The organism is Nocardia caishijiensis NBRC 108228 (genome assembly GCF_001612825.1).
Lineage (GTDB): Bacteria > Actinomycetota > Actinomycetes > Mycobacteriales > Mycobacteriaceae > Nocardia > Nocardia caishijiensis.
Map to the genome: position 1 here is coordinate 170304 of NZ_BDBE01000034.1, position 24344 is coordinate 194647.

At 69.1% G+C, this 24344-nt stretch carries 28 protein-coding genes; 11 read left to right on the plus strand and 17 right to left on the minus strand.

Going from position 1 to position 24344, the window contains the following annotated elements; genetic code table 11:
• Window positions 1-8: 8 nt before the first annotated feature.
• The gene (locus tag NC7_RS18975; protein ID WP_067984962.1) at window positions 9-1592 is read right to left on the minus strand and encodes an ABC transporter substrate-binding protein; all 1584 of its coding nucleotides are present in this window, start codon (window positions 1590-1592) and stop codon (window positions 9-11) included.
• Window positions 1593-1673: 81 nt separating this feature from the next.
• On the opposite strand from NC7_RS18975, the gene NC7_RS18980 reads away from it, so the two are divergent.
• Together NC7_RS18980 and NC7_RS18985 are read left to right on the plus strand one after the other, a co-directional pair.
• Complete coding sequence (locus NC7_RS18980) at window positions 1674-2009, plus strand: ArsR/SmtB family transcription factor (protein WP_067491441.1); 336 nt, start codon at window positions 1674-1676, stop codon at window positions 2007-2009.
• 26 nt (window positions 2010-2035) lie between these two features.
• Entirely contained in the window at window positions 2036-2737 is a 702-nt protein-coding gene (locus NC7_RS18985; protein ID WP_307613601.1) for a type 1 glutamine amidotransferase domain-containing protein, read from the plus strand.
• On the opposite strand, the gene NC7_RS18990 is transcribed toward NC7_RS18985, so the two are convergent.
• The 3 genes from NC7_RS18990 to NC7_RS19000 form a co-directional block, all read right to left on the minus strand.
• A complete protein-coding gene (locus NC7_RS18990; RefSeq protein ID WP_067984964.1) occupies window positions 2712-3149 on the minus strand; it encodes a hypothetical protein in 438 nt (145 codons plus the stop codon). The two genes, NC7_RS18985 and NC7_RS18990, sit on opposite strands and share 26 nt — an antisense overlap.
• A 62-nt stretch (window positions 3150-3211) precedes the next feature.
• Window positions 3212-3652 (minus strand): MarR family winged helix-turn-helix transcriptional regulator, encoded by a 441-nt coding sequence (locus tag NC7_RS18995; protein WP_067985135.1) that lies wholly within the window; start codon window positions 3650-3652, stop codon window positions 3212-3214.
• Window positions 3653-3721: 69 nt separating this feature from the next.
• Window positions 3722-4309 carry a DUF4352 domain-containing protein gene (locus NC7_RS19000; RefSeq protein WP_167352439.1) on the minus strand — a complete coding sequence of 196 codons (588 nt, stop codon included), beginning with the start codon at window positions 4307-4309 and terminating at the stop codon, window positions 3722-3724.
• 323 nt (window positions 4310-4632) lie between these two features.
• Between NC7_RS19000 and NC7_RS19005 the strand changes: the two genes are divergently transcribed.
• From NC7_RS19005 to NC7_RS19015, 3 genes are all read left to right on the plus strand, one after another.
• The gene (locus NC7_RS19005) at window positions 4633-6567 is read left to right on the plus strand and encodes an N-6 DNA methylase (protein WP_067984966.1); all 1935 of its coding nucleotides are present in this window, start codon (window positions 4633-4635) and stop codon (window positions 6565-6567) included.
• Window positions 6564-8141 carry a serine/threonine-protein kinase gene (locus NC7_RS19010; protein WP_067984968.1) on the plus strand — a complete coding sequence of 526 codons (1578 nt, stop codon included), beginning with the start codon at window positions 6564-6566 and terminating at the stop codon, window positions 8139-8141. Before NC7_RS19005 ends, NC7_RS19010 begins: the two co-directional genes overlap by 4 nt.
• Before the next feature lie 72 nt (window positions 8142-8213).
• On the plus strand, window positions 8214-9287 hold the full coding sequence (locus NC7_RS19015; RefSeq protein WP_067984970.1) for a hypothetical protein: 1074 nt from the start codon (window positions 8214-8216) through the stop codon (window positions 9285-9287).
• Between the two features lie 44 nt (window positions 9288-9331).
• Here the strand turns inward: NC7_RS19015 and NC7_RS19020 are convergent, their stop codons facing one another.
• From NC7_RS19020 to aroA, 3 genes are all read right to left on the minus strand, one after another.
• Window positions 9332-9649 (minus strand): hypothetical protein, encoded by a 318-nt coding sequence (locus tag NC7_RS19020; RefSeq protein WP_236573484.1) that lies wholly within the window; start codon window positions 9647-9649, stop codon window positions 9332-9334.
• A gap of 101 nt (window positions 9650-9750) precedes the next feature.
• Window positions 9751-10752 carry a ribosome small subunit-dependent GTPase A gene (gene rsgA, locus NC7_RS19025; protein ID WP_236573514.1) on the minus strand — a complete coding sequence of 334 codons (1002 nt, stop codon included), beginning with the start codon at window positions 10750-10752 and terminating at the stop codon, window positions 9751-9753.
• The gene (aroA, locus tag NC7_RS19030; protein WP_067985139.1) at window positions 10749-12059 is read right to left on the minus strand and encodes a 3-phosphoshikimate 1-carboxyvinyltransferase; all 1311 of its coding nucleotides are present in this window, start codon (window positions 12057-12059) and stop codon (window positions 10749-10751) included. Before aroA ends, rsgA begins: the two co-directional genes overlap by 4 nt.
• A gap of 85 nt (window positions 12060-12144) precedes the next feature.
• Here aroA and NC7_RS19035 point away from each other — a divergent pair, with 85 nt between their 5' ends.
• Entirely contained in the window at window positions 12145-12918 is a 774-nt protein-coding gene (locus tag NC7_RS19035; protein WP_067985141.1) for an SOS response-associated peptidase, read from the plus strand.
• 23 nt (window positions 12919-12941) lie between these two features.
• Here NC7_RS19035 and NC7_RS19040 read toward each other — a convergent pair whose 3' ends face one another.
• Both NC7_RS19040 and ybaK read right to left on the minus strand, forming a co-directional pair.
• Window positions 12942-13250, minus strand: coding sequence for a hypothetical protein (locus NC7_RS19040; protein WP_067984975.1), 309 nt, complete (start codon window positions 13248-13250; stop codon window positions 12942-12944).
• An 88-nt stretch (window positions 13251-13338) separates the two neighbouring features.
• Window positions 13339-13830, minus strand: coding sequence for a Cys-tRNA(Pro) deacylase (gene ybaK, locus NC7_RS19045; RefSeq protein WP_067984977.1), 492 nt, complete (start codon window positions 13828-13830; stop codon window positions 13339-13341).
• Window positions 13831-13926: 96 nt separating this feature from the next.
• Between ybaK and NC7_RS19050 the strand changes: the two genes are divergently transcribed.
• Window positions 13927-14670 (plus strand): sigma-70 family RNA polymerase sigma factor, encoded by a 744-nt coding sequence (locus tag NC7_RS19050; protein WP_084458601.1) that lies wholly within the window; start codon window positions 13927-13929, stop codon window positions 14668-14670.
• Between the two features lie 11 nt (window positions 14671-14681).
• The gene (rsrA, locus tag NC7_RS19055; RefSeq protein ID WP_067637392.1) at window positions 14682-14945 is read left to right on the plus strand and encodes a mycothiol system anti-sigma-R factor; all 264 of its coding nucleotides are present in this window, start codon (window positions 14682-14684) and stop codon (window positions 14943-14945) included.
• Window positions 14946-15001: 56 nt separating this feature from the next.
• Here rsrA and NC7_RS30550 read toward each other — a convergent pair whose 3' ends face one another.
• Entirely contained in the window at window positions 15002-15076 is a 75-nt protein-coding gene (locus tag NC7_RS30550) for a 50S ribosomal protein bL37 (protein ID WP_022597109.1), read from the minus strand.
• Window positions 15077-15224: 148 nt separating this feature from the next.
• On the opposite strand from NC7_RS30550, the gene NC7_RS19060 reads away from it, so the two are divergent.
• Window positions 15225-15440 carry a biotin/lipoyl-binding carrier protein gene (locus NC7_RS19060; RefSeq protein ID WP_067984981.1) on the plus strand — a complete coding sequence of 72 codons (216 nt, stop codon included), beginning with the start codon at window positions 15225-15227 and terminating at the stop codon, window positions 15438-15440.
• A 30-nt stretch (window positions 15441-15470) separates the two neighbouring features.
• On the plus strand, window positions 15471-16985 hold the full coding sequence (locus NC7_RS19065) for a sensor histidine kinase (RefSeq protein ID WP_067984983.1): 1515 nt from the start codon (window positions 15471-15473) through the stop codon (window positions 16983-16985).
• A gap of 113 nt (window positions 16986-17098) precedes the next feature.
• Here the strand turns inward: NC7_RS19065 and NC7_RS19070 are convergent, their stop codons facing one another.
• The gene (locus NC7_RS19070; RefSeq protein ID WP_022567051.1) at window positions 17099-17353 is read right to left on the minus strand and encodes a WhiB family transcriptional regulator; all 255 of its coding nucleotides are present in this window, start codon (window positions 17351-17353) and stop codon (window positions 17099-17101) included.
• Window positions 17354-17605: 252 nt separating this feature from the next.
• Window positions 17606-18550, minus strand: coding sequence for a diacylglycerol/lipid kinase family protein (locus tag NC7_RS19075; RefSeq protein WP_067984985.1), 945 nt, complete (start codon window positions 18548-18550; stop codon window positions 17606-17608).
• Between the two features lie 140 nt (window positions 18551-18690).
• Between NC7_RS19075 and NC7_RS19080 the strand changes: the two genes are divergently transcribed.
• Window positions 18691-19134 (plus strand): hypothetical protein, encoded by a 444-nt coding sequence (locus NC7_RS19080; protein WP_067985143.1) that lies wholly within the window; start codon window positions 18691-18693, stop codon window positions 19132-19134.
• Here the strand turns inward: NC7_RS19080 and NC7_RS19085 are convergent.
• The 5 genes from NC7_RS19085 to NC7_RS19105 form a co-directional block, all read right to left on the minus strand.
• Window positions 19131-19808: an endonuclease V gene (locus tag NC7_RS19085; RefSeq protein WP_067984987.1), complete on the minus strand. Its 678-nt coding sequence runs from the start codon at window positions 19806-19808 to the stop codon at window positions 19131-19133. The two genes, NC7_RS19080 and NC7_RS19085, sit on opposite strands and share 4 nt — an antisense overlap.
• A gap of 6 nt (window positions 19809-19814) precedes the next feature.
• The gene (locus NC7_RS19090) at window positions 19815-20255 is read right to left on the minus strand and encodes a GNAT family N-acetyltransferase (RefSeq protein ID WP_067985144.1); all 441 of its coding nucleotides are present in this window, start codon (window positions 20253-20255) and stop codon (window positions 19815-19817) included.
• A 35-nt stretch (window positions 20256-20290) separates the two neighbouring features.
• Window positions 20291-20899 carry an acid phosphatase gene (locus tag NC7_RS19095; RefSeq protein WP_067984988.1) on the minus strand — a complete coding sequence of 203 codons (609 nt, stop codon included), beginning with the start codon at window positions 20897-20899 and terminating at the stop codon, window positions 20291-20293.
• 26 nt (window positions 20900-20925) lie between these two features.
• A complete protein-coding gene (locus NC7_RS19100; protein ID WP_067984990.1) occupies window positions 20926-22161 on the minus strand; it encodes an Rv3212 family protein in 1236 nt (411 codons plus the stop codon).
• A 368-nt stretch (window positions 22162-22529) separates the two neighbouring features.
• Window positions 22530-24251 (minus strand): DEAD/DEAH box helicase, encoded by a 1722-nt coding sequence (locus NC7_RS19105; RefSeq protein ID WP_067984992.1) that lies wholly within the window; start codon window positions 24249-24251, stop codon window positions 22530-22532.
• Window positions 24252-24344: the final 93 nt, after the last annotated feature.

Below are 24344 nucleotides of genomic sequence, written 5' to 3' on the forward strand. Positions count from 1 at the left end.
CCGACCGCTCACGAGCCGCGTGTCCAGGTCTGCAGCGACCACCACGGTCCCCAGGTCACACCGTGCGCGTGCGGTTCGAGCACCGGCCCCGACATCGTCCATCCCGAATCCCGCACCACGTACGTGTGATCGAGATGGACGAGGAAGACGTGACTCGGATCAGCGGCGTAGCGGACCTGCACCGCACGGTAGGCCGCTGCCCGTTCGGCCGGATCGAGGGTGCGCCTCGCCTTTTCGAGGAGCGCGTCGATCTCGGGATCGGAATGGCGGCTCGCGTTGTCGTACGGGCTGCCCGCACCGGGGTCGACGGTGTGCAGCGTGTTGTAGGCCTGGGTGTCCGGGTCGTAGGGTTCGCCGCCGCCGCCGAGCAGGATGCCCGCCCGCTCGATCCTGGATTCGATCCGATCCCAGGACAGCGCTTCCAGGTCCACCTCGACACCCACCCGGCGGGCATCGGAGGCGAAAGCCAGGGCGAGGTCACGACGCAGGGTGTCGGTGGCGTTGTACATCACCGTGAACCGCGCCCGCACACCCTGTTTCGCGCGGACGCCATCCGCGCCGCGCACCCAACCCGCCGCCTCGAGGACCTGCTCGGCCCTGGCCCGGTCGAAACCGAAAGACACCGTGGGGTCGTGGGAGTCGCCGTAGACCTCGGGGATCGGTGTGTGGGCGGGGCGGCCGTATCCGCCGAGGATGTTGTCGATCATGGCCTGCCGGTCCACCGCGAAGTTCAGCGCCAGCCGGACCGAGGGATCACCGGCCACCGGGTCACCGGCGGGCAGGGAGACACCGCGCCAGTCGGCGGAGGTGTTGGCGTGCACCGACATCGGCGCGCGCCCGGCGAAAGTGGCGGCCAGCAGCGGCGGCAACGAGGTGCCGTCCAGCTCGCCGCTCGCCATCCGCTGCGCGCGGGTGTTGTCGTCGGGCACATGGAGCACGGTGAGCCGTCGTACGGCAGGCGCGCCGCCCCAATAGTTCTCGTTCGCCTCGAAGACGGCACGGGTCGGTTCGAGCGAGGTCAGCCGGTAGGGCCCCGTGCCGATCGGCTTCGTGTTGAGCGCCGATGCGGTGGCGGGACCCGGAACGGCCACCGCCTCGGACGGCACGATCCCGATGAGCAGCTTGGTGGGGAACGCCGCGTACGGGTGGCGCAGCGTGAAGCGCACCGTGGCGGGGTCGACGGCCTCGACTCGCTCGATCATCGAGTACGACGAACGCAGTTCCGAGGCCGAGGCCGGGTCGAGAATCGCCCGGTAGGTGGCCACCACATCGGCCGCGTCGAAGGCGGATCCGTCGCTGAACCGCACCCCTGTGCGCAGCGGGACGGTCCACACGGCGGCGCCCGCTTCGGCTGTCGGCGGCTGGGTCGCCAGCGCGGGTGCGAAGCCGGGCATCCCGGTACCGCCGGTGAGCCGCAACAAACCGTCGTAGACCTTCGCCTCACCCGCCGCCCCGTACCCGGCGATCGGGTTGTAGCCGCCCAGCTCGGCGGCATCGGCGAGGACGATCGAATCGGTCGTCGTCGCGGTGGGCGCTCCGCAGGCGGTGAGCACCAGCGCGAACGCGGCCCCCGCGACGGTCCGGCTTCGCATCACGATGTTCCTAGCTGTTTATCTGAACAGATGGACAGATGATAGTCCGGCCACGGCGCGGGGACTAAGCTGAGGTTCGTTATGGGAGAGCCACGGACACTGGACGGATCGCCCGTCGAACTCGGCAGGCGCGCGATCGGCGACGTCGAGATCCGCGCCTGGGCGCAACGATTCGACCTGCTCTCCGACCCCAACCGGCTCGAGATCCTGCTCTGTCTGCACCGCACTCCCGGCATCAGCGTCGGTGAGCTCGCGGCCGCGATCGGACGGACCGAGAACGCGATCTCTCAGGCGCTGCGCGTGCTGCGGCACGAGGGGTGTGTGGTGTCGAGCCGGGAGGGCCGGTCGGTCACCAATCGGCTCGCCGACCCGATCATCCACGAGATTCTGCACACCATCGGCGCCAAGCACACCTGACGTCGAGCGGCCCTGTTCGGGAGGCGATGATGGCGAAGATCCTGTTCGTGATGACCGGTGCCGACCGCTGGAGTCTCACCACCGGCGCCAAGCACTACACCGGTTACTGGGCCGCCGAATTCACCATCGCCTACCTGGCCTTCCGTGAGGCCGGGCACGAGGTGCTCGTGGCGACGCCCGGCGGGGTGGTGCCGCCCGTCGACCTGGGCAGCCTCGCCCCGAATGCCAACGGCGGCAACGACGCGGCCCAGGAGGTCGCCGAAACGATCAGGGGCGCCTCGGTGCTCGAACAACCCGTCGCGCTCGGCGAGATCACCGCCGCCGACGTCGACGCTCTCTACTATCCGGGTGGCTACGGCCCCATGGAAGACCTCGCCGGAAACGTCGACTCCGCCGCACTGCTCGTCGATGCTCGCCGAGCGGGCAAGCCCCTGGCGCTGATCAGCCACGGTCCCGCCGCCCTGCTGGCCACCGGCGACGACTTCGCGGGCTATCGCGTGACCGCCTTCAGCAATACCGAGGAGCAGCTCAACGGGCTGGCCGACCGGGCCCGCTGGCTGCTCGAGGACCGGCTCACCGAACTCGGTGTCGACTATCGCCGCGCCGAACCCTTCGCGTCCCACGTGGAATCGGATCGCGGCGTGTACACCGGTCAGAATCCCGCCTCGACCGCCGAGCTCGTCGCCGTCGTCCTCGACGCGCTCAGCCACCCGGGCGAACGATCATGAGCACGACGACCGCCGTCCACAGCAGGTTGTAGATCCCGGCGAGCATCGACAGCATCCGCAGACGTTTGCCGTCGTCGGGTTCGTCGAGCGCTTGGCGCTGCATGGGATGGATCTGCACCGCGAGCAGGCCACCGGCCACGGCCGTGGTGATCATGGCCGAGGTGATCCAGATTTCGTTCATCCGGCCCTGGATGGTGGCCAGGATGATGCCGACCACCGGCACGATGATCGCCAGTTTCGCGTAGTTGCCCGTGATGCGGTGCAGTGCGACGGCCACCGATCTGCTGCGCACCGAATCGGGTTCGGGTACGCCGACCGGGGCGTAGCGGGGGAAGAGACTCGTCGCGACCGCCGAGCCGCCGACGAAGACGATGCCCGCGAGTACGTGCACAGACAGCAGGAAATGTTCCACTACCGACCTCCAACCTTCAACATGGTTGAAGCGTAGCGCAACCTTCATGGTTGTTGAAAGTACTACGCGGCTCCCGAGAACGCCGCGAGGATCGCGGCGCCAACCCGCCGCTGGATCGGATCGGCGTCGGGCCCGAAGAGTTGGATGTCGACCTGCGACACCACTTCTCGCGCCGCTGCCAGCAGGCGCGCACCGTCCTCGGTGAGTTCGATCGTCGACGCCGAACCTGCCCGCGCTGTCCGATCGCGCACCAGCCCCGCCGCGACCAGCGCCTTCACCGAGGTGTGCACGCTCTGCACACTCGTGCCCGACATCCGGGCCAGCTCGCTGAACGAGGCGCCCGACACCCCGTTGATGTGCCCGAGCAACCCCAGTCGGGCCACGGTCAGATCCAACGGCGCCAATCCCGCCGACAGTGCCGCCTCCACCCGTCGGCACAGCGTGATCACCAGGATGCTCGGGCTCATGGTCGGCGGGCCGGGTCGCGTGTCGTCGGCGGTCATGTCCGGCATTTTCCCGCATGGACACGGCTCGGTGCCCGGCGGTATCCGCCGGGCACCGAGGGTGATCGTCTACTTCAGGGCGACCCGCGCACCGTTGGAGAAGGCCGAGTCGTGGAACTCGACGGCCGCCGCGTTGGTGCCGGTCGGCACGTCGAACACGAGGACCATCGAGATCTTGTTGCCCGGATTGATCTCGGCGACGAGCTCGTCGTTGACATTGATCTCCGCCGCCGTGTCGTTGGCGAACTCACGTCCCTGATCGTCGATCAGCTTCTGATTCGAACCGAAGTACTGCTGGGCGACATCGCCGGTGTTGGTCACGTCGATGTGGACGAGGACGAATTCGCCCTGCGCGGTCTTGCGCAGGTACGGGTTGTCGCCGACCGTGTGGACCGGCGGGTCGACCCGCGTCACCGTGAAGGCGAACTTCCCGTCGCGCACCTCGGTTCCGACCGGTGCGGCCACCGACCTGGCCTGCTCGTTCTCGGCCACCTCTTTGGCGGCGCCACCGATGAGGGCCGCGCACCCGCCGAAGAGGGCCAGGATCGCGAGGAAGAAGCCGCCGAGCACCCACGGCCAGACCTTCCGCTTCTTCGGCGGCTGCGGGTAGTAGGGCTGCTGCGGCGCGCCGGGGTTGGTGTGCTGAGGGTAGGACATGACGGGCTCCTCATCGGGAAAAGGTCAGGTGAGATCGCGCCGGGACGGACTGTCCGGCTGTGTCGTGATGCGGTTGCCGGGCTCGGTGGCGCAGCGTGAACAGGTTGGCGCGCAATGGTTTTCGCGCTGCGGAAGCGGTTCCGTTCGGTTGCCGCTCCGTTGGTGAGGACGCTACACCGGCCTCGCGCGGTTAGCAACAGAAGAACAATGTTTTCATGATTTACGACTTGAGATTGTGTACGACGGAACAGTTAAGTAACCACTCCATGTAAGGTTTGACCTTGACTACCTGGCCCGCACGGCCGGGGGCCGAGAGGAGACCCATGCCCGACTCGACGCCCACCGTGGCCGCCGCCGAGATCTCCCGGTTGGCCGGCGTCACCCGCGCCACCGTGAGCAACTGGCGGCGCCGCCATGCCGACTTCCCCGCACCCGTGCCGGGCGGATCGGAGAAACGGCCGCTGTTCGACCTCGCCGAGGTGCGGCAGTGGCTGCGCGGCCACGGCATCACCGCCGCCGATTCCCCGGTCCAGCGTCTGCGCACCCTCCTGCGCGCGGAGGTCGCGCCCGACGAGGTCGTCGCGCTGATGGCGTTCGTCGGCGATCCACGCGCGAAGGCCACCGACACCGTGCGCGTGGCCATCCGCGAGGCCGTCGACGAGGTCGGCGTCGGCCAGACGCTCGCCGTGCTGTCCGAACGCGGCCTCGACGGGCCGAGCACCGGCGTCTATCCGACCGACCAACTCGTGGCCGCCCTCATGGCCGACCTACTCGCCGCCGCGACCTCGCCCGCGCCGAACTCGGTCCTCGATCCCGCCTGCGGTGGCGGCACCCTGCTGCTCGAGGCCACCCGACTCGGCGCGACACAGCTGAGCGGGCAGGACATCCTCCCCGTGCAGGCCGCGCGTACCGCCGCCGCGCTCGGCACCCTCGCACCACGGGCGAAGGCCGATATCCGCGCCGGTGACGCGCTGCTCGCCGACGCGTTCCCCGACGCCGAATTCGACGCGGTCCTGTCGAACCCGCCGTACTCGCAACGGGATTGGGGCGCCGACGAACTCGCGCTCGATCCACGCTGGGTGTACTCGGTGCCACCGCGCGGCGAATCCGAACTCGCCTGGGCCCAGCACGCCCTCGCCCATCTGCGCCCGGGCGCGACCGCGGTACTTCTCCTACCGCCCGCTGTCGCGGCCCGCTCCTCCGGTCGGCGGATCCGCATGGAACTGTTGCGGGCCGGTGCGCTGCGCGCGGTGATCGCTCTGCCGCCGGGTGCGTCGACCCCACGTCAGGTCGGGCTGCAACTGTGGGTGCTGCGCCGACCCGGCGTCGGAAGTCCCGGCGACACCTTGCTGTTCGCCGACACCACCCGGCTGCCGAATCGCGGAGGCCAGCCGGACTGGCCACAGCTGGCGAGCACCGTGCTCGAATCCTGGCGCGAGTTCGACTCCGGCGACGCGCAGGCCGCGACCGTCCCGGACGTCACCGCCGTGGTGCGGGTGATGGATGTCCTCGACGACGACGTCGATCTGACCCCCGCCCGTCAGGTGCGTGCGGCGGTCGACCCGGGCAACGCCTCGGCGGCCGCCCACCTCGCGATCGGTGTGCTCGGCGAACGCCTCGGGGAGCTGCGATCGGTGGCCGAGACTGTGCGGGAATGGAATTCGGGCTCCGGAACGGACTGGCGCCCCGTGGCCGTCGGCAACCTGATCGCGGGAAAGGCGGTTCGGATCGTCACCGCGACCACCGACCCGGCCCCAGCCGACGAACCGCAGCGACCCGTCCTCACCGGTCACGACCTGCTCGCCGGCCGCGCTCCCTCCGGCGTCACCACCCCGGGCTCGCCGGTGGGGGAGCCGATCGAGGAGGGCGACGTCCTGGTGTCGCGTCTGCGCGACGACCACGGCGCCGCCCAGGGTGCCCGCGTCGCCGAAGGCACCGATCTCGGTGCCGTGCCCGGGCCCGGCGTGCTCGTGTTCCGCACCGATCCCGCGCGGGTCGACCCCTGGTTCTTCGCCGGATTCATCGGCAGCCCCGACAACGCGGCCGCCATGTACGGCACCACGACCATCCGCCTCGATCCCGCCCGGCTGCGCATTCCACTGCTGCCGATCGCGGAGCAACAACGCTTCGGGTCGGCGTTCCGCCGGTTGCATCAGTTGCGGGTCACCGCCCACACCGCCGCCGCCGCCGCGCGCGACGCGGCCGACCTCATCGCCACCGGTCTCACAGCGGGTGCGCTGGAGCCGCCAACCGGGTGATCCCCGTCGGTACCGGTATCGTGCTGGCGTCCGGTACCGGTATCGAGCTGGGGGTAGTGGTGGGCGAGATCGTCGACGGGCGCTACGAGATCACCGGGGTGCTCGGCGCGGGCGGCATGGGTGAGGTGCTGTCGGGCTACGACACCGTGCTCGACCGGCCCGTCGCCGTCAAGCGGATCGCGGTGCGGCAGTTCGCTTCCCGTGCCGATCTCGTCGACGAGTTCGTCGCGCGCTTCCGGCGCGAGGCCCGGGTGACCGCGCGGATCCGGCATCACGGGGTGCCGCAGGTGTTCGACGCCGTGCTCGACGCGCGCGCCGACAGTGTGTACCTGGTGATGGAGCACATCGACGGCGTGACGCTGCGCGACCACCTGGCCGAGATCGGTGAGTTGCCGCTCGGCTGGGCTGTCGCGATCGCCGCGCAGATCGCGACGGTACTGTCGTACGCCCATGTGCTGCCGGTGGTGCACCGGGACCTGAAACCGGCCAATATCGTGATCGCCCGCGACGGCACGGTGAAGGTGATCGACTTCGGGATCGCGGCGCTGCTCGACGGGAGCACCGGCCGGATCACCAGAACGGGATCGGTGCTCGGCACCGCCGCCTACATGCCACCCGAGTTGGTGAACGGGCAGGAGGCGGGCCCACGCGCCGACCTGTACGCACTGGGTTGTGTGCTCCACGAGATGCTCAGTGGGCGACGGGTTTTCGAGGCCCGCTCGGAGTTCGACACCCACAATCGGCACCTGTCCGAGCCGCCGACGCCGCTGCGCGCCCTGCGTCGTGACGTGCCCGCGCCGATCGAAGCGCTCGTCCTCGAGCTGCTGGCCAAGGATCCGACGCAGCGGCCGTCGAGCGCGCGGCTCGTCTACGAGCGGCTGCTGCCGTTCCTGCCCGCACCGGGTGCCCCCGAGGACGCCGCCGCGCGCACCCACCCCGACCCGACGCGGATCTTCCGCCGACCAAATCCGCCCGCCGACCTCCCGATGGACCCCGCTCCACGCGATCCGCCGCCGCGCGATCCGCCCGCCACCGGACTGGCCGAGGCCGCCGCACGGTATCGCGAACTGTTCGCGCTCGGCCGCACCGCGCAGGCAGCCGACGTGCTGCTCGGCATCGTGGACCAGGCCGAACAACGCTTCGGGCCCGACAGCCCGCAGCTCGGCGACCTGCACCGCGATATCGCCACCGCGCTCGAACATTCCGGTGAACAACGCCGCGCGCTGGCGCAGTGGCAGCGGGTCGAGGCGATCGAGGCGGCCACCGGCACCGGGGGCAGACGGGCACGCGTGGCCGCGATCGGCTGTCGCGCCGCCCTCGGCGAACTCACCCCCGCCGCCGCGGTCGACGAGCTGTACCGGATGCTCGGCGAAATACGGTCGGCCGACAACGAATTCGGCGACGAGGCGTTGCTGGTCCGGCTCGCCCTCGCCGAGCAGCTGCCCGCCGCCGGTGACCACGCGCGGGCGGCGCGGTTCGTCGCCCGGTTGCGCGACGACCTCGCCGTGCTGCGGCCACCCGAGGATGCGATGCGCCGCCGGATCGAGGCGCTGGCGGCCGAACTCCGTTGCTGAGGTGCGTGCGGGGTGTTCCCGGCGGAGTAAGCTGCTCGCATCGCTGACAGGGGACGGTGTCGGCCATCGGAAGTGGAGATCGCGGGCGTGCAGTGGGTCGGCAGAATCGGCTGGGTCGTCGGGCTGTTGGCCGGAGCCTTCGGGGTTCTGCTCGGCAGCGTCGGATACTTCACCGGTATCGGCAACGACAGTCCGTTCGAAATCACCCTGGCCGTGGTGTTCTTCGGCGCGGGGTGTGCGCTGGCGGGCGTCTCGATCTGGCAGCTCGTCGTCGGTGACCGCCACAAGCGGCGCACCTACTCCCGGCAGCCCCGGCACACCCCGCCCTCAGGCATCCCGTATGCGGGTGGCACGGGTTCCGCGCACATCGGCCCTCGTGCCGCGGGCCCCGCATATCTCGGGCCTCCGGTAGGTCACACACCCGATGGCACACCGCCTTGGGGTCATCCGATCGGTCCGATGCCACCTGTCACCCCGCCGAAGCCCGTCCCGGATACGGCCTACACCCCGCCCTCGGCCCCGATCGCTGCCACCGTCACCCAGATTCCCGAATGGGTGACCAGCACCCGCGGCATCCACCACTGGCTCCCCACCGGCATCCCCTACGCGAGCGCACCGACCAGCGTCCTCGGTTCCCCGCTCGACCTCGACCGCGACAGCGCCGCGACCATTCCGGTCCGGGTGCGTGACGCGGTCCGCGAGATCATCACCATCGAGGGCCCGATCGAACGCGGCCGCCTGGTCACCCTGGTCGCGCAACGCTTCGGCGTGCCGAAACCCTCCGAGAAGCAACAGATCTGTGTCCTCGGCCAAGTCCCCGAAGCCCTTGTGCGCGCGACCCCGCTCGGCGTCTTCGTCTGGCCGTCCGACCTGGACCCCGCCACCTGGCGCGGCTTCCGCTTCACCACCCCCGGCACGACCCGCCCCATCGACACCATCTGCGGCGAGGAGCTCGCGAACGCGATAACCCATGTCGCCCAGCACAATCGTCCCACCTTCGACGACCTCGTCTGGTCCACGCTCACCCAGTTCGCCCACGAACGCACCGGGATCGCCGAAGACCGCATCGAAGCCGCCCTCACCCTCGCCACCCGCCGCGGCCGCCTCACCACCGACCCCGACGGCCGCTACCGTCCGCTGAACTGATCTGTGAATGCCCCAACGGCTCGACTCCGCCGAGTGGATGTCGGCTAGGCGGGTAAGGCGGGGGCGGTGCGGGTGTGGGTCACCTCGGGGGCGACGGTGACGATGTCGCAGGCGGCGAGCAGGGTGTGCGGGAAGGCGTCACCCAGGTGGGCCAGGCTCGGCATGACCACGGCCGAGGCGGAGGTGGCGGCGACCACCTCGAGCAGGCGGCCGAGCGGATCGGTGGTGCGGTCGCTGAAGGCCACGGTCTTGGTGAAGCGGTAGCCGAGGCGTTCGGCTAGGGAACGGATCTGCGTTTCGTCCCATGACTGGGCGACACCCGAGATGTCGCGGCGCAGATATCCGATCGCCGGTGGCTTCATGGGCATGACCGTACCGGCGCGGAGTGTCGCAGTCGTGAACGCGAGCGAACGCGAGTCGAATTCGCAATCCTACCGAGACCCATTCGCGCGCGAATCGAGTGCTACCACGCCTCATTGGAGATCAGCGCGGTGAGCAACTGCCGGATCGCGGCGACCCGACGCTCCACGCCGGGCAGCTGATCGAGCGCGCACTCGGGATCGGCGGGCGGCCCGAGGTGGGTGCAGCCGCGCGGACAGTCTTCGATGGCGTCGGCGAGATCGGTGAACGAGGCGATCACGTCGTCGGGAGTGATGTGGGCCAGACCGAACGACCGCACACCCGGCGTGTCGATCACCCACCCACCGCCGGGCAACGGCAACGCCACCGACTGGGTGGAGGTGTGCTTGCCCTTACCCACCCCGGACACCTCGCCGACGGCCCGATACGCGTCGGGCACAAGACGATTCACCATCGTCGACTTGCCGACCCCGGAGTGGCCGATGAGCGCGGTGAGCCGGTCGCGCAGGATCTCGACGACCGGCTCGATCGGATCATCGATCCCCGCATACAGGATCTCGAGCTCCAAACCCTCGAAGGCCGAAGCGAATTCGGACTCCGCCACCAGATCACGTTTGGTGAGCACCAGAATCGGTTCCAGCCCACCGGCATACGCGGCCACCATGGCCCGCTCGACGAAACCCGTGCGCGGCGGCGGATCGGCCAGGGCGACGACGATGAACAACTGCTCGGCGTTGGCGACGACGATCCGTTCGAACGGATCGGTGTCGTCGGCGGTGCGCCGCAACACCGTTCGCCGGTCCGCGACCCGCACGATCCGGGCCAGACTGTCGGGCTTGCCGGTGAGATCACCGACCACCCCCACCTGGTCGCCGACGACGATCGGGGTACGGCCCAGTTCGCGCGCCCGCATGGCGACGATGCGCCGGTCGGGATCACCGTCGAGGACGCAGCCCCACCGGCCCCGGTCCACCGCGACGACCATGGCGTCCTCGGCGTCGTTGTGCTGCGGCCGGGTCTTGGTGCGTGGGCGGGAGGCCTTGCCGGGACGAACCCGCACATCGGATTCGTCGTAGCTGGCCGCGGTGCGTCCTCGGCGACTCAGCGCGCCACTCCTTCACCCGATAACGCGGGCGCCAGCATCTGCTCCCACAGTGCGACGAAGGTCGGCAGGGTCTTGGCGGTGGTGCCGATGTCCTCGATCTCGACGCCGGGCACCCGCAGGCCGAGAATCGCACCGGCGGTGGCCATCCGGTGGTCGGCGTAGGAGTGCCACTGCCCGCCGTGCAGCGGGGTCGGCACGATCTCGAGCCCGTCGGCGGTCTCGGTGACCTTGCCGCCGAGCCGGTTGATCTCCGCGGACAGCGCTGCGAGACGGTCGGTTTCGTGTCCGCGCAGATGCGCGATGCCACGCAGCACCGAGGGCGAGTCGGCCAGCGCGGCCAACGCGGCGACGGTGGGGGTGAGCTCGCCGACATCGTGCAGATCGATATCGATACCCGCCAGCCGTTCCGGCCCGCGCACGGTGAGGATCCCGTCGAAGACGCGGGCCTCGGCGCCCATGCGGACCAGGATCTCGCGGATCACGTCACCGGGCTGGGTGGTGCCGCGCGGCCACATCGGCACACTCACCTCGCCACCGGTGACCGCGGCCGCCGCCAGGAACGGCGTCGCGTTGGACAGGTCGGGTTCGATCTCCCAGTCGACGGCGCGGATCGGGCCCGGCGCCACCGTCCAGGTCTGCGCGCCGCGCACGTCGCTCGGCGTGGTGACGGTGACATCCGCGCGGCGCAGCATCTCCACCGTCATCTCGATGTGCGGCATCGAGGGCAGCACACCGCCGCTGTGGTTGACGGTGATGCCCTGCTCGAAACGGGCCGCCGAGAGCAGCAGGCCCGAGACGAACTGCGAGGAGCCGGAGGCGTCGATGGTGACCTCGCCGCCGCGCAGCGCCCCGGTGCCGTGTACCACGAACGGCAGCGCGTCGCCCTCGATGTCGAGGCCGAGGGCGCGCAGCGCGTCGAGGATGGTCGACAGCGGCCGGTGCCTGGCCTGCTCGTCGCCGAAGAAGGCGACATCACCGGTGGCCAGGGCGGCGGCGGGCGGCAGGAATCGCATGATGGTGCCCGCGAGACCGCAGTCGACGGCGGCGCTGTGCAGCGGCGCCGGGGTCACCTCGAGCGTTTCGGCGTCGCCGACGATCTCGGTGCCGAGGGCGCGCAGGGCGCCGATCATCAGATCGGTGTCGCGGCTGCGCAGGGCGCCGGTGAGGGTGGACGGCCCATCGGCCAGTGCGGCGAGGATGAGCGCGCGATTGGTGATGGATTTCGAACCGGGCAGGGTCACGGTCGCGTGGACGGGGACCTCGATGTGGGGCGCTGGCCAGAAACTCACCCGCCCATCCTCTCTCATGTGCGGACCGGACACACGGGTGGCGTAGGAATTCGCGTCGCCGCGTCGGCCGAACTTGTCGGACTCCGGTGCCACCATGGTTCTCATGTGCGGACGATATGCGACTACGACCAACCCCGGTCGCCTGGCGGCCGAGCTCGACGCGGTCGACGAAACCGACCTCGACGACCCCGACGAGACGGTGAGCTACAACGTGGCCCCGACCAGCCAGGTGCTCACCGTGGTCGAACGCCACGAGCACGAGCATCCCGACGACGATCCGCGCCTGCGGATCCGCCGGATGCGCTGGGGGTTGATCCCGCACTGGACCAAGGCGGCCGAGCCGGGTGTTCCGGCCAAGGGTAAACCGCTGTTCAACGCGCGGGCCGACAAGATCGTCACGGCACCGTCGTTCCGTGACTCGGCCAAGTCCAAGCGGTGCCTCGTCCCGATGGACGGCTGGTACGAGTGGCTCGTCGAGCCCGCGCCGACCGGCAAGGGCAAGGCGGTCAAGAAACCGTTCTTCATGTCCCACGCCGACGGCTCGCGGATCTATATGGCCGGGCTGTGGTCGGTGTGGCGGGATCGCGGCACACCGGACGCGCAGCCGCTGATGTCGTGCACCATTCTCACCACCGACGCCGTCGGCGATCTCGCCCGCGTCCACGACCGCATGCCGTTGCCGATGCCGCGTACGTACTGGGACGCCTGGCTCGACCCGGATCACCCGGCCCCGGCCGAATTACTCGGTGGCCCGGCGGCCGACGAGGTGTCGAACATCGTCGTGCGCCCGGTGTCCACGCTGGTGAACAATGTGCGCAACAACGGCCCCGAACTGCTGGTTCCCGACGAAGAGGCCGGGCAGACCACACTGCTGTGATCGTGCCCGGCCGCCTGGGGAACTCAGAGCGGGCAGGGCACCGAATCGGTGGCGATGTTCAGACCGCACTTGATGGCGCCGGTCACCAGGTCGATGATCTCGGTGGCCAGTCCGCCGCCGAGGTTCTCCGTCTTCTCGGCCTGTTCGTTCTGCTCGGCCCCCGGCGCGTTCTTCGGGCTGGTGCCCTGACCGTTGAGCGGATAGTCGCCGGGATCGGTCGGCGCCGACGGGGCTACCGGCGGGATCGCGGCCGCGGGCACGGCGGCCTCCACGGCACCGAAGCCGAGCAGCAGGGCAAGGGACAGGGTGGCGATCGTCGAACGAGTGGACATTTCTCGCATCACATCCTCGGGTCAAATCGGTCGTACCGGGCGCGGAATGCGTCGGTAGTGGATTCGGAACGAGACTGTGATCGGATTGCTACGCGGTGATCGGTGCCGTGACCGCGCCCGCCGCGCGCACCAGATCGGCGGGGGCGAGTTCGATCTCCAGGCCGCGTCGACCTGCGCTGCACAGCACCCGGTCCCACGCCAGTGCCGAGGCGTCGACGACGGTAGCCAGCTTTTTGCGCTGACCGAGCGGGGAGACCCCACCGAGGACGTACCCGGTGGTGCGTTCGGCCTTGGTCCTGTCGGCCATGCTCGCCTTCGCCGCGCCGAGCGCGGCCGCCGCGGCCTTGAGCGACAACTTGGCCGGAACCGGAAGGACCGCGACGGCCAGCGCGCCGGTGGAGAGCTCGATCACCAAGGTCTTGAACACCTGCGCCGCCACCACGCCCAGCGCGTAACCGAGCGCGTCGACGGCTTCGGCGCCGTAGGACTCCGCTCGCTGGTCGTGGGCATAGGAGTGGACCTCGTGCGCGATGTTCGCAACGGTGAGAACCCTGATCGCGGGCGTCGACGCGGCAGCCATGTGCACACCCTAAAACCGGCCGATCGGGAACACCGGCGGGGGAGTGCCTGTTGCACAGCAGTGACACACCCCCCCGAGACCCTGTGAGGAGAGATAGTGACACTGCTGCTCGAGGAGCGTCCCCTCGCGTCGGGGGACCTGCGATTGCCCACCGACACCGTGCTGCCGGTAGATTCGGTGGCTACGGCGATCGAAGGGATTGGTGTGACGAGCGACGATGACGTGGTGCCTGCCGAGGCGTCCGGCGCGCAAGTCGACGAAGCCGAGCTGGCGGCCCGGTTCGAGCGCGACGCGCTCCCGATGCTCGACCAGCTCTACGGCGCCGCGCTGCGCATGACCAGGAACCCGGCCGACGCCGAGGACCTGGTGCAGGAGACCTACGTCAAGGCGTTCCAGGGATTCAAGTCCTTCAAAGAGGGCACCAATCTGCGCGCCTGGCTGTACCGGATCCTGACCAACACCTACATCAACTCCTACCGCAAGAAGCAGCGCCAGCCCGCGCAGTACCCGACCGACGAGATCACCGACTGGCAGCTGGCGGCCACCGCCGAGCACACCTCGACCGGTCTGCGTTCGGCCGAGGTGGAGGCCCTCGACGCCTTGCCCGACGACGAGATCAAGGCCGCGCTGCAGGAGTTGCCGGAGGAGTTCCGGATGGCGGTGTACTACGCCGATGTCGAAGGGTTCCCGTACAAGGAAATCGCCGACATCATGGGCACTCCGATCGGTACCGTGATGTCGCGGCTGCACCGCGGCCGCAAGCAACTCAAAGGTCTGCTCGCCGGGGTGGCGCGCGACCGTGGATTCGACCGTGGGGAACGCCAGGAGGTAGTGAAGTGAGCGACCCCGATATGGAGATGGACTGCACCGCCGTACTCGCGGATGTGTGGCTCATGCTCGACGGCGAATGCGACGAGGCCACGCGCGCGCGGTTGCAGGAACACATGGACCACTGCAGTCCCTGCATCGAGGCGTACGGCATCGAGGAGAAGATCAAGGGTCTGCTCAACCGCAAGTGCGGTGGTGAGCACGCGCCCGAGGGTCTGCGGGAACGGCTGAAGGTGGAGATCCACCGCTGCATCACCGTCACCAGGGTCGAGTCGACCGAGGGCTGACGGCAGCAAAAAAGGGGCACCCGGCGGGTGCCCCTTTTTCGTGTCCCGAGCCTGGTTCAGGCGTTGGGCCGCTTGCCGTGGTTGGCCGCGTTGCCCTTACGGCTGCGCTTCTTACGTCCGCGCTTACCCATAGGTAGCTCCCTTCTCTGGGTCCTCCCCGCCGCAGCGCGGAGCACAATCTGATCGAGAGCCATTGTTTCACGTGTGGTTGGCTGTAGCTTCGGCGGATACGGCCACGGCCGCTCGTGCGGTGGCCGACACGACTACGAACGGGGTGTCATGGTGGAAGAAGTGCGCGCGGAGATGGTCTCCACCGTGCTCGCTGTCGAGGTGGCGGTGGGCGACCACGTCCACGTGGATCAGACTCTCGTGCTGCTCGAGTCCATGAAGATGGAGATCCCGGTGCTCACCGAGGTCGACGGCGAGGTCACCTCCGTCGACGTCGCTCCCGGCCAGGTCCTGCAGGCGGGCGACCTGATCGCCACCATCGCGTAAGACGCACGAGAAACGAAGCGGTAACCCAGCGTGGCAACTCTGAGCGAGCTCCTGGCCGAACACACCGACCTTCCCGGCACCGCCGTGGACCATCTGCAACGCGTGGTCGGCGATTGGCAGTTGCTCGCCGATCTGTCGTTCTCGGATCTGCTGTTGTGGGTGGGCGCGGGCCCGGTCGCCGACGGCGCCGACGTGGTGTGCGTGGCCCAGATCCGGCCGACCACCGCGCCCACGGTGCACCTCGACGACAAAGTGGGGACCACCGCCTCTCGCACCGATTTCCCCCAGGTATTCGACGCCCTGCTCACCGGCGCGGCGGTCCGCACCGACACCGAGGTGCGGGTGAGCGACGCCGCAGACGTCAGCCCGGTGCACGCGGTGCGGGAGGCCATCCCGGTGCGCTGCGGTGAGGACGTGATCGCCGTGCTGAGCCGCGACAATGATCTGCAACGTTCCCGGGTGCGATCGACGCTGGAGACGGCCTATGTGTCGGCCGCCGACGATCTGTGCCAGATGATCGCCGACGGCAGTTTCCCCACCCCCGAGGACCGCGCGGCCACCCACTCCAGCCCGCGCGCGGGTGACGGCTTCATCCGGCTCGACACCCAGGGTCAGGTGGTCTACGCCAGCCCGAACGCGCTGTCGGCCTACCACCGGATGGGATTGCAGGCCGATCTGGTCGGCCAGGATCTCGCGGTGACCACCCGTTCGCTCATCACCGACCCCTTCGACGCGCAAGAGGTGGTCGCCGACATCCAGGCCGCGCTCGCGGGCCGCACGGGCCGCCGGATGGAGGTCGAGGCGCGGGGCGCGACCGTGTTGTTGCGCACCCTGGTGATGCGCCCCGGCGGGCAGCTGGCCGGTCCGGCGGTGCTGGTGCGCGATGTCACCGAGGTGAAGCGCCGCGACCGCGCGCTGCTCAGCAAGGACGCGACCATCCGGGAGATCCATCACCGGGTGAAGAACAATCTGCAGACCGTCGCCGCGCTGCTGCGGCTCCAGGCGCGTCGTACCGAGAACCCGGAAGCCCAAGTGGCGCTGACGGAGTCGGTGCGCCGCGTCACCTCGATCGCCTCGGTGCACGAGATGCTGTCGATGTCGGTGGACGAGGAGGTCGACCTCGACGAGGTCGTCGACCGGCTGCTGCCGATCATGGCCGATGTGGCCACCGTGCACACCGCCCGGATCAAGGTGCGGCGCGCGGGTTCGCTCGGGGTGTTCTCGGCCGAGCGCGCCACCCCGCTGGTGATGGTGCTCACCGAGCTGGTGCAGAACGCCATCGAGCACGCCTTCGACGCGGGGCAGAACGGTACCGTGACGATTCGGTCGGAGCGGTCGGCGCGCTGGCTCGACGTCATCATCAGCGACGACGGCCGCGGTCTGCCCACCGGTTTCAGCCTGGAGAGTTCCGACCGCCTCGGGCTGCAGATCGTGCGGACCCTGGTGACCTCGGAACTGGGTGGTTCGATCGGGTTGCACCCCGGTGCCGATGTCGGCACCGACGCGGTGTTGCGTGTTCCGCTCGGCCGTCGATCGGCTCGTTAGGAATCGTCGAAACCGTTGCGGGGCAACAATAAACCCGGCACCCATGGGTGCCGGGTTCTCACATGCGTTACCGGACCGGGGCTGCTGGCCCGGTAACGCCCGCCTTGTTCTACCTAGACGGAGGTACGCGTACGGGTGCGCGCGTTGCGCCGCTTGAGCGCGCGACGCTCGTCTTCGCTCATTCCGCCCCACACACCGGCATCCTGCCCGGACTTCAGGGCCCACGACAGGCAATCGGCAGTGACGGGGCAGCGGGCGCAGACCAGCTTGGCATCGGCAATCTGCGCGAGCGCAGGACCGCTGTTACCCACCGGGAAGAACAGCTCGGGGTCCTCATCGCGACAGATGGCCTTGTGGCGCCAGTCCATTCCTCTGCTCCTTTGCGCGGGCGCCACAAAGGGCACCTCTGGTTAGTGGATCGTTCACTTGTGCGACTCGAATGTTTCCGCACGGTTGCTTGTGAATGCTTTCACGATCACCGTAGATGTCAATAGGTCTGCGGCGCACCGTGGGGGAGATCACGCTCTAGGCTGCCCACATGGGGCACCTGCCCGGTCCTTTGTACTCGCGTCCGCGGGTTTTCGCAGCGCAACCCGGAGATTTTTTCGAGAGTTCCTTGCTCAGACCGGCTTCGGAGCCACCACATCGAGCACACTCGGTACCGATGTGAAATGCACCATCTTGCGTTTTCCGATGAAGTCGCCATCGATTTGCAGGCCGATCTCATCGGGTGCGTCGACGCGAACCGAATCGACATCGTCAACCCGAAACAGCGCATCCGCCTTAGGGTTTCCATTCTCGCTCAGCAACTGCCGCGCGAGCAACAGGGTGCGCGTCACACTCATCGACCCCATCGCGAACACGCCGAGCCCCGATTCGAAGGTGGTTCCCGGATTCGTGCGAACCGGACGGTCCTCGAGATAGGTCCACGGGCTCGAATTCGTGACGAAGGCGTAATACACCGACTCCACCGGATCGTGTCCAGGAACGGTAACGGTGACGCCCGGTTCCTGCCCGCGCGCGCGGAAGAACTGCCGAACCGTCGTACGCAGATAGCGCGCCGGAGTGGCCTTGCGACCTTTGGCCCGCGCCGCGTCGATCGACTCGCACACATCCGCGTCGAGGCCGACTCCGGCACTGAATGTGAACCACCGGTCATCGGCGAGACCGAGCCCGATCCGGCGGTCGGCGTCGCGACCGAGCAGATCGATGAGCTGGTTGGTAGCTGTGACCGGATCGGGGGAGATGCCGAGCGCGCGGGCGAAGACGTTGGCCGAGCCGCCGGGGATCACGCCGAGCCGGGGCCGCCACACCTGGTCGTCCGCCACCTGGGGCAGCGGGAGGAAACCGTTGATGGTCTCGTTGACCGTCCCATCGCCACCGTGCACGACGATCAGGTCCATCTCCTGGGTCGATGCCCACTGCGCCAGTTCGGCCGCGTGGCCGCGATGCTGGGTGTGCGCAACGGTCAGCTGTGTCCGGCTCTCCAGGGCATGCGCCAGGAGGTCCCGGGTGGCCGGTGTGGTCGAGGTGGCATTCGGATTAACGATGAGCAGCGTCCGCACTGTGTCTATTTTGCCGCGCCTGCGGCGCGGCGGGTTCGCGGCCCTGGGAGGGACCGGCGGGCCGGGCCGCGAACGCCCCTCCCTAGGGGTCGGGGGTGCGGGGCGGGGGTCGTACGCTGGGCGCCGTGACGGAGCGCGACATGACCACAGGCGACCAGCCCGACCACGACGCCGAGCGCGAGAGCGGCATCCCGACGACCGTTCGGGTGGCCGGTGCGATCGTCACCCTCGAGGGACTGGCCGGTGTCGGCACCGCGATCGTGCTGATCGTGCGGGCGCTGACCGGTCACGATCAGTCGGTGGCCAGCGGCGTCGGCACCGCGATGTGGTTCATCGCGCTGTTCGGCGGGGTGCTCGCGGCCGGGATCGCGCTGCTGCGCGGCAAGCGCTGGGGGCGGGCCATCGCGGTCATCGCGCAGATCCTGTTGCTGCCGGTCGCCTGGTCGTTGCTGACCGACTCGCATCAGCCGCTGTACGGCACCCTGCTCGCCGTCGTCGCGGTCGGTGGTCTGGCCGCGCTGTTCGCGCCCGCGTCGAGCCGGTGGATGGCGCAGGACTACGGCGAGCTGCCCGAGGAGCGCTAGCCGGTTCGCGCGCGTAGCGCCGCGCGGCACAGTCGGTCGGCGGCGCGGGTGGTTTCCGGTTGCCGGAAATTCTTCGTGAGCGCGAGTACCTGGGCGCAGGCGGTGTCGAGGTCGATGAGATGACCGACGGAAACGAACAATGGTTTCACGCCGTCCCTGGTGCGCAGTGCGCGGCCGACGATCTCGCCGTCGATCGTCACCGCGCTGGTGTCACCGCGTCGCGGCCCGGGTTCGGCGTATTCACCCCACACCGATTTGGCGACACCGATCGTCGGAATTCCGGTCAGCAACCCGACGTGACAGGCGAGGCCGAATCGCCGCGGATGTGCGCGTCCTTGCGCGTCACAGACCAGTAGATCCGGTGTGCGCGTGAGTTTTTCGAGTGCGGCGACGGTGGCGGGCAGTTCCCGGAAAGCGAGCAGACCCGGCACATAGGGAAATGTCGAAACGCTATATGCCACCGCTGTTTCCACGGTTTCCAGGGTCGGCGCGTCGAGAATTACCGCCGCGGTGGCGACGGTGCCGTCCTCGGCGTATGCGGAATCGATTCCGGCCACCATCGAAAATTGCGGTGGCACAGGGTTTTCGGTGCGAATCAAGGGTCGCAGCCGGTCCTGCAGGGCGACAGCGTCCTCGGGGGTGCTCGGCCAGTCGTGCGGTAACGCTATACGCATCCGATGTCACCGCGCCCGCGCGGCGAGCGCGGACAGTTCCCTTCCCGCGAGCCGGTACCCGATCCATTCGTCCTGCGCGGTGGCGCCGAGGGATCGGTAGAACTCGATCGACGGCGTGTTCCAGGTGAGCACCGACCACGACACCCGGCTGTAGCCGTGGGTGACCGCCTCGGCGGCCAGCGCCGCGACCAGGGCCCGACCGAGGCCCGTGCCACGCGCCTCCGGGCGCACGTAGAGGTCCTCGAGGTAGATGCCGTGCACGCCGTCCCAGGTCGAGTAGTTCAGGAACCAGATCGCGCACCCGACCACCTGCCCCTCGTGCTCGGCGACGTGCGCGAACAGGGCGGGCGCGGGCCCGAACAGTGCTGTGCTCAACTGTGCCTCGGTGAGCGTGCACTCCTGCGGGGCCTTCTCGTACTCGGCCAGATCGTGCACGAGCCCGACCATCGCCGGCACATCGGTCACGGTGGCGCGACGCACGCTCAACGGAGGTCTCCTTCGGTGCGGTGGGTCAGGTTGTGAGCCCAGATCGTATGTGCCCCATGGTCGTAACCGGCAACGCTCACCGCGCCGGTCGACATCGCGAACCGGCGACCCTCGCGCACCGCGAACTCGGCCCAGCGGGCGATCAGCACGCGTGAGAAGTGGCCGTGCCCCACCAGCACCACGTCCCGGTCGGCCAGTGCCGGTTCGGCCCGGTCAAGCACATGGTCGGCGCGGGCACCGACCTGCTCGGCTGTCTCGCCGCCCGGCACCGGATGAGTCCACACGGTCCAGCCGGGGACGGTCTCGCGGATCTCGGCGGTGGTGATGCCCTCGTAGTCGCCGTAATCCCATTCGACCAGTTCGTCGTCGACGTGGATGTCGGCGAGCCCGGCCAGTTCGGCGGTCTGCCTGGCCCGAGCGCGCGGGCTGGTGAACACCAGCGGGTCGCGCAGGTCGAGCGACTTCAGGACCAGCCCGGCCGCGCGGGCCTGGGCCTCGCCGCGCTCGGTCAGCGGCAGATCGGTGTGGCTGGTGTGCTTCCGTTGCGCGGACCACGTGGTTTCACCGTGGCGGAGCAGGACCAAACGGGCGTCGGATGCGGACATGGTTCCATCATGACAGCCCGACGGTGTCAGCCGAGTGCGTAGAGCCTGCCGCCGCGTCGTTCGAAGACGGTGTCACCGAGGACCGCCGTGGAGATGGGGTCACCGCCGTAGTCGCTGCGGCGCACCGCGATCCGGGCGACGGTCGTTCCGGTGGCGAAATCCACCGCGAGCATCCCGTCGGCCACCGGAACCAACAGTTTGCCCGCCATCGACGCCGGAGTGCCGAGTACGTCACGCACGGTCCAGGTCGGCTGTAATGTGGCGGCGCTCAACGCGATCAGGTTCTTCCCGGTGAACACATAGATCGCCGAGCCAAGCCGGGTGACGGTGGTGCGGTCGGTCCACGGCTCGGCCAGTGCGGCCGAGGACACCTCGTTGCCGGTGCCGTCGTGCACGGCGATGCGGGCCGGTTGAGCGAGGCCGGTCGCGGTGGCCGGAGTGGGCGGGTAGTAGACGGCGATCTTGGCGTCGGACACCGCGATCACCCGCACCTCGGGGGAATCGGCGCCAGGGGCGGTGAGCACCCGCGAACCGTGTTCCTCGGGCGCGGTGGCTTCCTTCGGTGACGGGGCGAGCACGGTGAGCCGGGCACTCGGATCGGCCGGGCACTTCTCGATCACCGCGAGCCGCGACGAACTCGACGCGGCCGACCGGAGCTCACATCCGTTGCGCGGCTGGGTGTTCGGGTTCACGGGGGCGTCCACATAGCCGTATTCGAGAGTGCGGACCAGATCCGACCGCCACATCTCCAACCGGTCGGGACCGAGCGCGAGCAGATAGGTGCCGTCCCCGGACAGTCGGACCGCGTCGTCCATGTAACTGCTGCGAGCGATACTGCGGGCGCCGGTATCCGCGTCGAGCATCGTGGTCTGGCTGCAGCCACGTTGGTCACGGTAGGTCGCGATCACCGAGCCCCACTGCGCCTCCACCCCGCACAGCGGCATGTCCCGCCGATACCACCACCGCTGCTCGCCGGTGGCCGGATCGCGCCCGCTCACCGTGCCGTCGTCACCGGTGACGACCACATTGCCCACCACGAGCGCCCGCGAACTCGCCGCGTCCGCCGCGTGCCACCGCTCGCGCAGCGTCCCCGGCAACTGCGTCGCGGCGACGACGGTCGGCGCGGGGGAGTCGGCGGTGATCGAATCGGTGCCCGTAGCGTCCGCCCGTGCCCAGACGACGGCCGCCGCGACCACACATACAACGGCGATCGCTACGGCGACAATGATGTCGGCGCGGGTACGCCGCTCCGGGGCAAGCACGCCAGCGACCCTAGCAGTTCCGCCTCCCCGGGAATTTCGGCCAGACTCAGGTGCGGTGAGGTTTGCGTCGGCGGCCAGACGAGGTGATGGGCCACCTCAGCCCGTCCCCGGTGAGTTACCCACCCGCCTCCCCGCGTCTATGGCCAGACTCAGGCGCAAGGCTGGTTGGGGACGCGGCAAGCTCTTGTGAGGTGGGTGGGTCAGCTCGTCCACGGTGAGTTACCCATGTACTCGCCTGCTGCTTCGGGGCGGGATCGTGAGAGCTCTGCCTGCGGCGAGGTGAGGTGGTGGGCAATGAATGCCGGGTGAGTACGCGAACGGCCCGCCATCGGGTGATGGCGGGCCGTTTCGGGCGGTGCTGGGTGCGGTCAGGCGTCGACGGTTACCTGCGTGTCGGCGCTGGTGTCAGCGGGCTTGCGGCGACGGCGGCGGCGAGCGGGCTTGGGCTCGGTGTCGGTGGAATCGCTCGCCTCGGCGGGTGCCGAATCGGCCGGGGCCGGATCAGGGGCGGGCGAATCGGTGACAGCCGAATCCGTGGTGGCCGCGTCGGCGCCCTCGGCGGGCTTGCGGCGACGACGGCGGCGCCGGGCGGGCTTGTCGCCGTCGGTGGTGTCGACGGCCGCCGACTCCTCGGTGCCGGTTTCCGAGGAGGTGGTCTCGGTCGTCTCGGCGGTTTCGGCCTTGCCGCCTCGGGTCCGGCGACGGGTGCGGGTGGTCTTGGGGCGCTCGGTGCGCTCGACCACCACCGCGTCCTCATCGCGCTGCGGCTTCGGCTGACGGATCACACCGGTGACCCCCTCGGGGATGCCGAGGTCGGAGTACAGGTGCGGCGACCGCGAATACGTCTCGGCGGGATCGGCCATGTTCAGGCCGAGCGCCTTGTCGATCGACTCCCAGCGGTGCAGCTCGTCCCAGTCGATCAGGGTGATCGCCACGCCGGTGCGGCCCGCGCGGCCGGTGCGCCCGATGCGGTGGACGTAGGTCTTCTCGTCCTCGGGGCACTGGTAGTTGATGACGTGGGTGACATCGTCGATGTCGATGCCTCGGGCGGCGACATCGGTGGCGACGAGCACGTCGATGGTGCCGTTGCGGAACTTGTTGAGCGCCTTTTCGCGGGCCACCTGGTTCAGGTCGCCGTGCACGGCGCCGACCTTGAAGCCGCGCTCGGCCAGATCGTCGGCCACCTTCTGCGCGGTGCGCTTGGTACGGGTGAAGATCATCGTCGCGCCGCGGGACTCCGCCTGCAGCACGCGCGCGACCAGTTCGGCCTTGTCCATCGCGTGTGCGCGGTAGACGAACTGCTTGGTGCGATCGTGCACCGCGGAATCGTCGGCCAGCTCGGCGCGGATGTGCGTTGGCTTGGTCAGGAAGGTGCGGGCGAGGGTGATGATCGGCCCGGGCATGGTCGCCGAGAACAGCATCGTCTGACGCTTCTCGGGAACCATCGTGAGGATGCGCTCGATATCGGGCAGGAAGCCGAGGTCGAGCATCTCGTCGGCCTCGTCGAGCACGAGCACGCCGATCTTGCCGAGGATCAGGTGGTTCTGGTTGGCCAGGTCGAGCAGACGGCCCGGGGTGCCGACGACCACGTCGACGCCCTTCTTCAGATCGGCGATCTGGGAGTCGTAGGGACGACCACCGTAGATGGCGGCGACCTTCAGCGGGCCCTGGTGGTTGGTCAGGTACTTGCTCGCGTTCTCCAGGTCCTTGGACACCTGGATACACAGCTCACGCGTCGGCACGATGATCAGCGCGCGGGGCGTGCCGTCGAGCGGGGTGGTTCCGGTGTCGGCGGTGGCGACACGGTGCAGCAGCGGCACACCGAAACCGAAGGTTTTACCCATACCGGTGCGGGCCTGGCCGATGAGATCCTCCCCGGCCAGCGCCAGCGGCAGGGTGAGTTCCTGAATCGCGAAGGTGCGTTCGATACCGATCTCGCCGAGCGCGCGCACAATTTCTTCGCGCACTCCCAATTCGGCGAAACTCGGGGGCGTGTGGGTGTCGTCCAGCTCGGCCGTCAGTAGGGTGTCGGCCACACCGGGTTCCTGTTCGACAGTGATCTTGCTCAGGGTTCGTGCCTTCCTCGTCATCGCATCTCGCACGCACGAGGTGGGGCGGGCCGGTCGGCCCGCGACGACCACATATCCGCCTGTGATACTCCCCGGGCCAGCGCCGATCGCGTC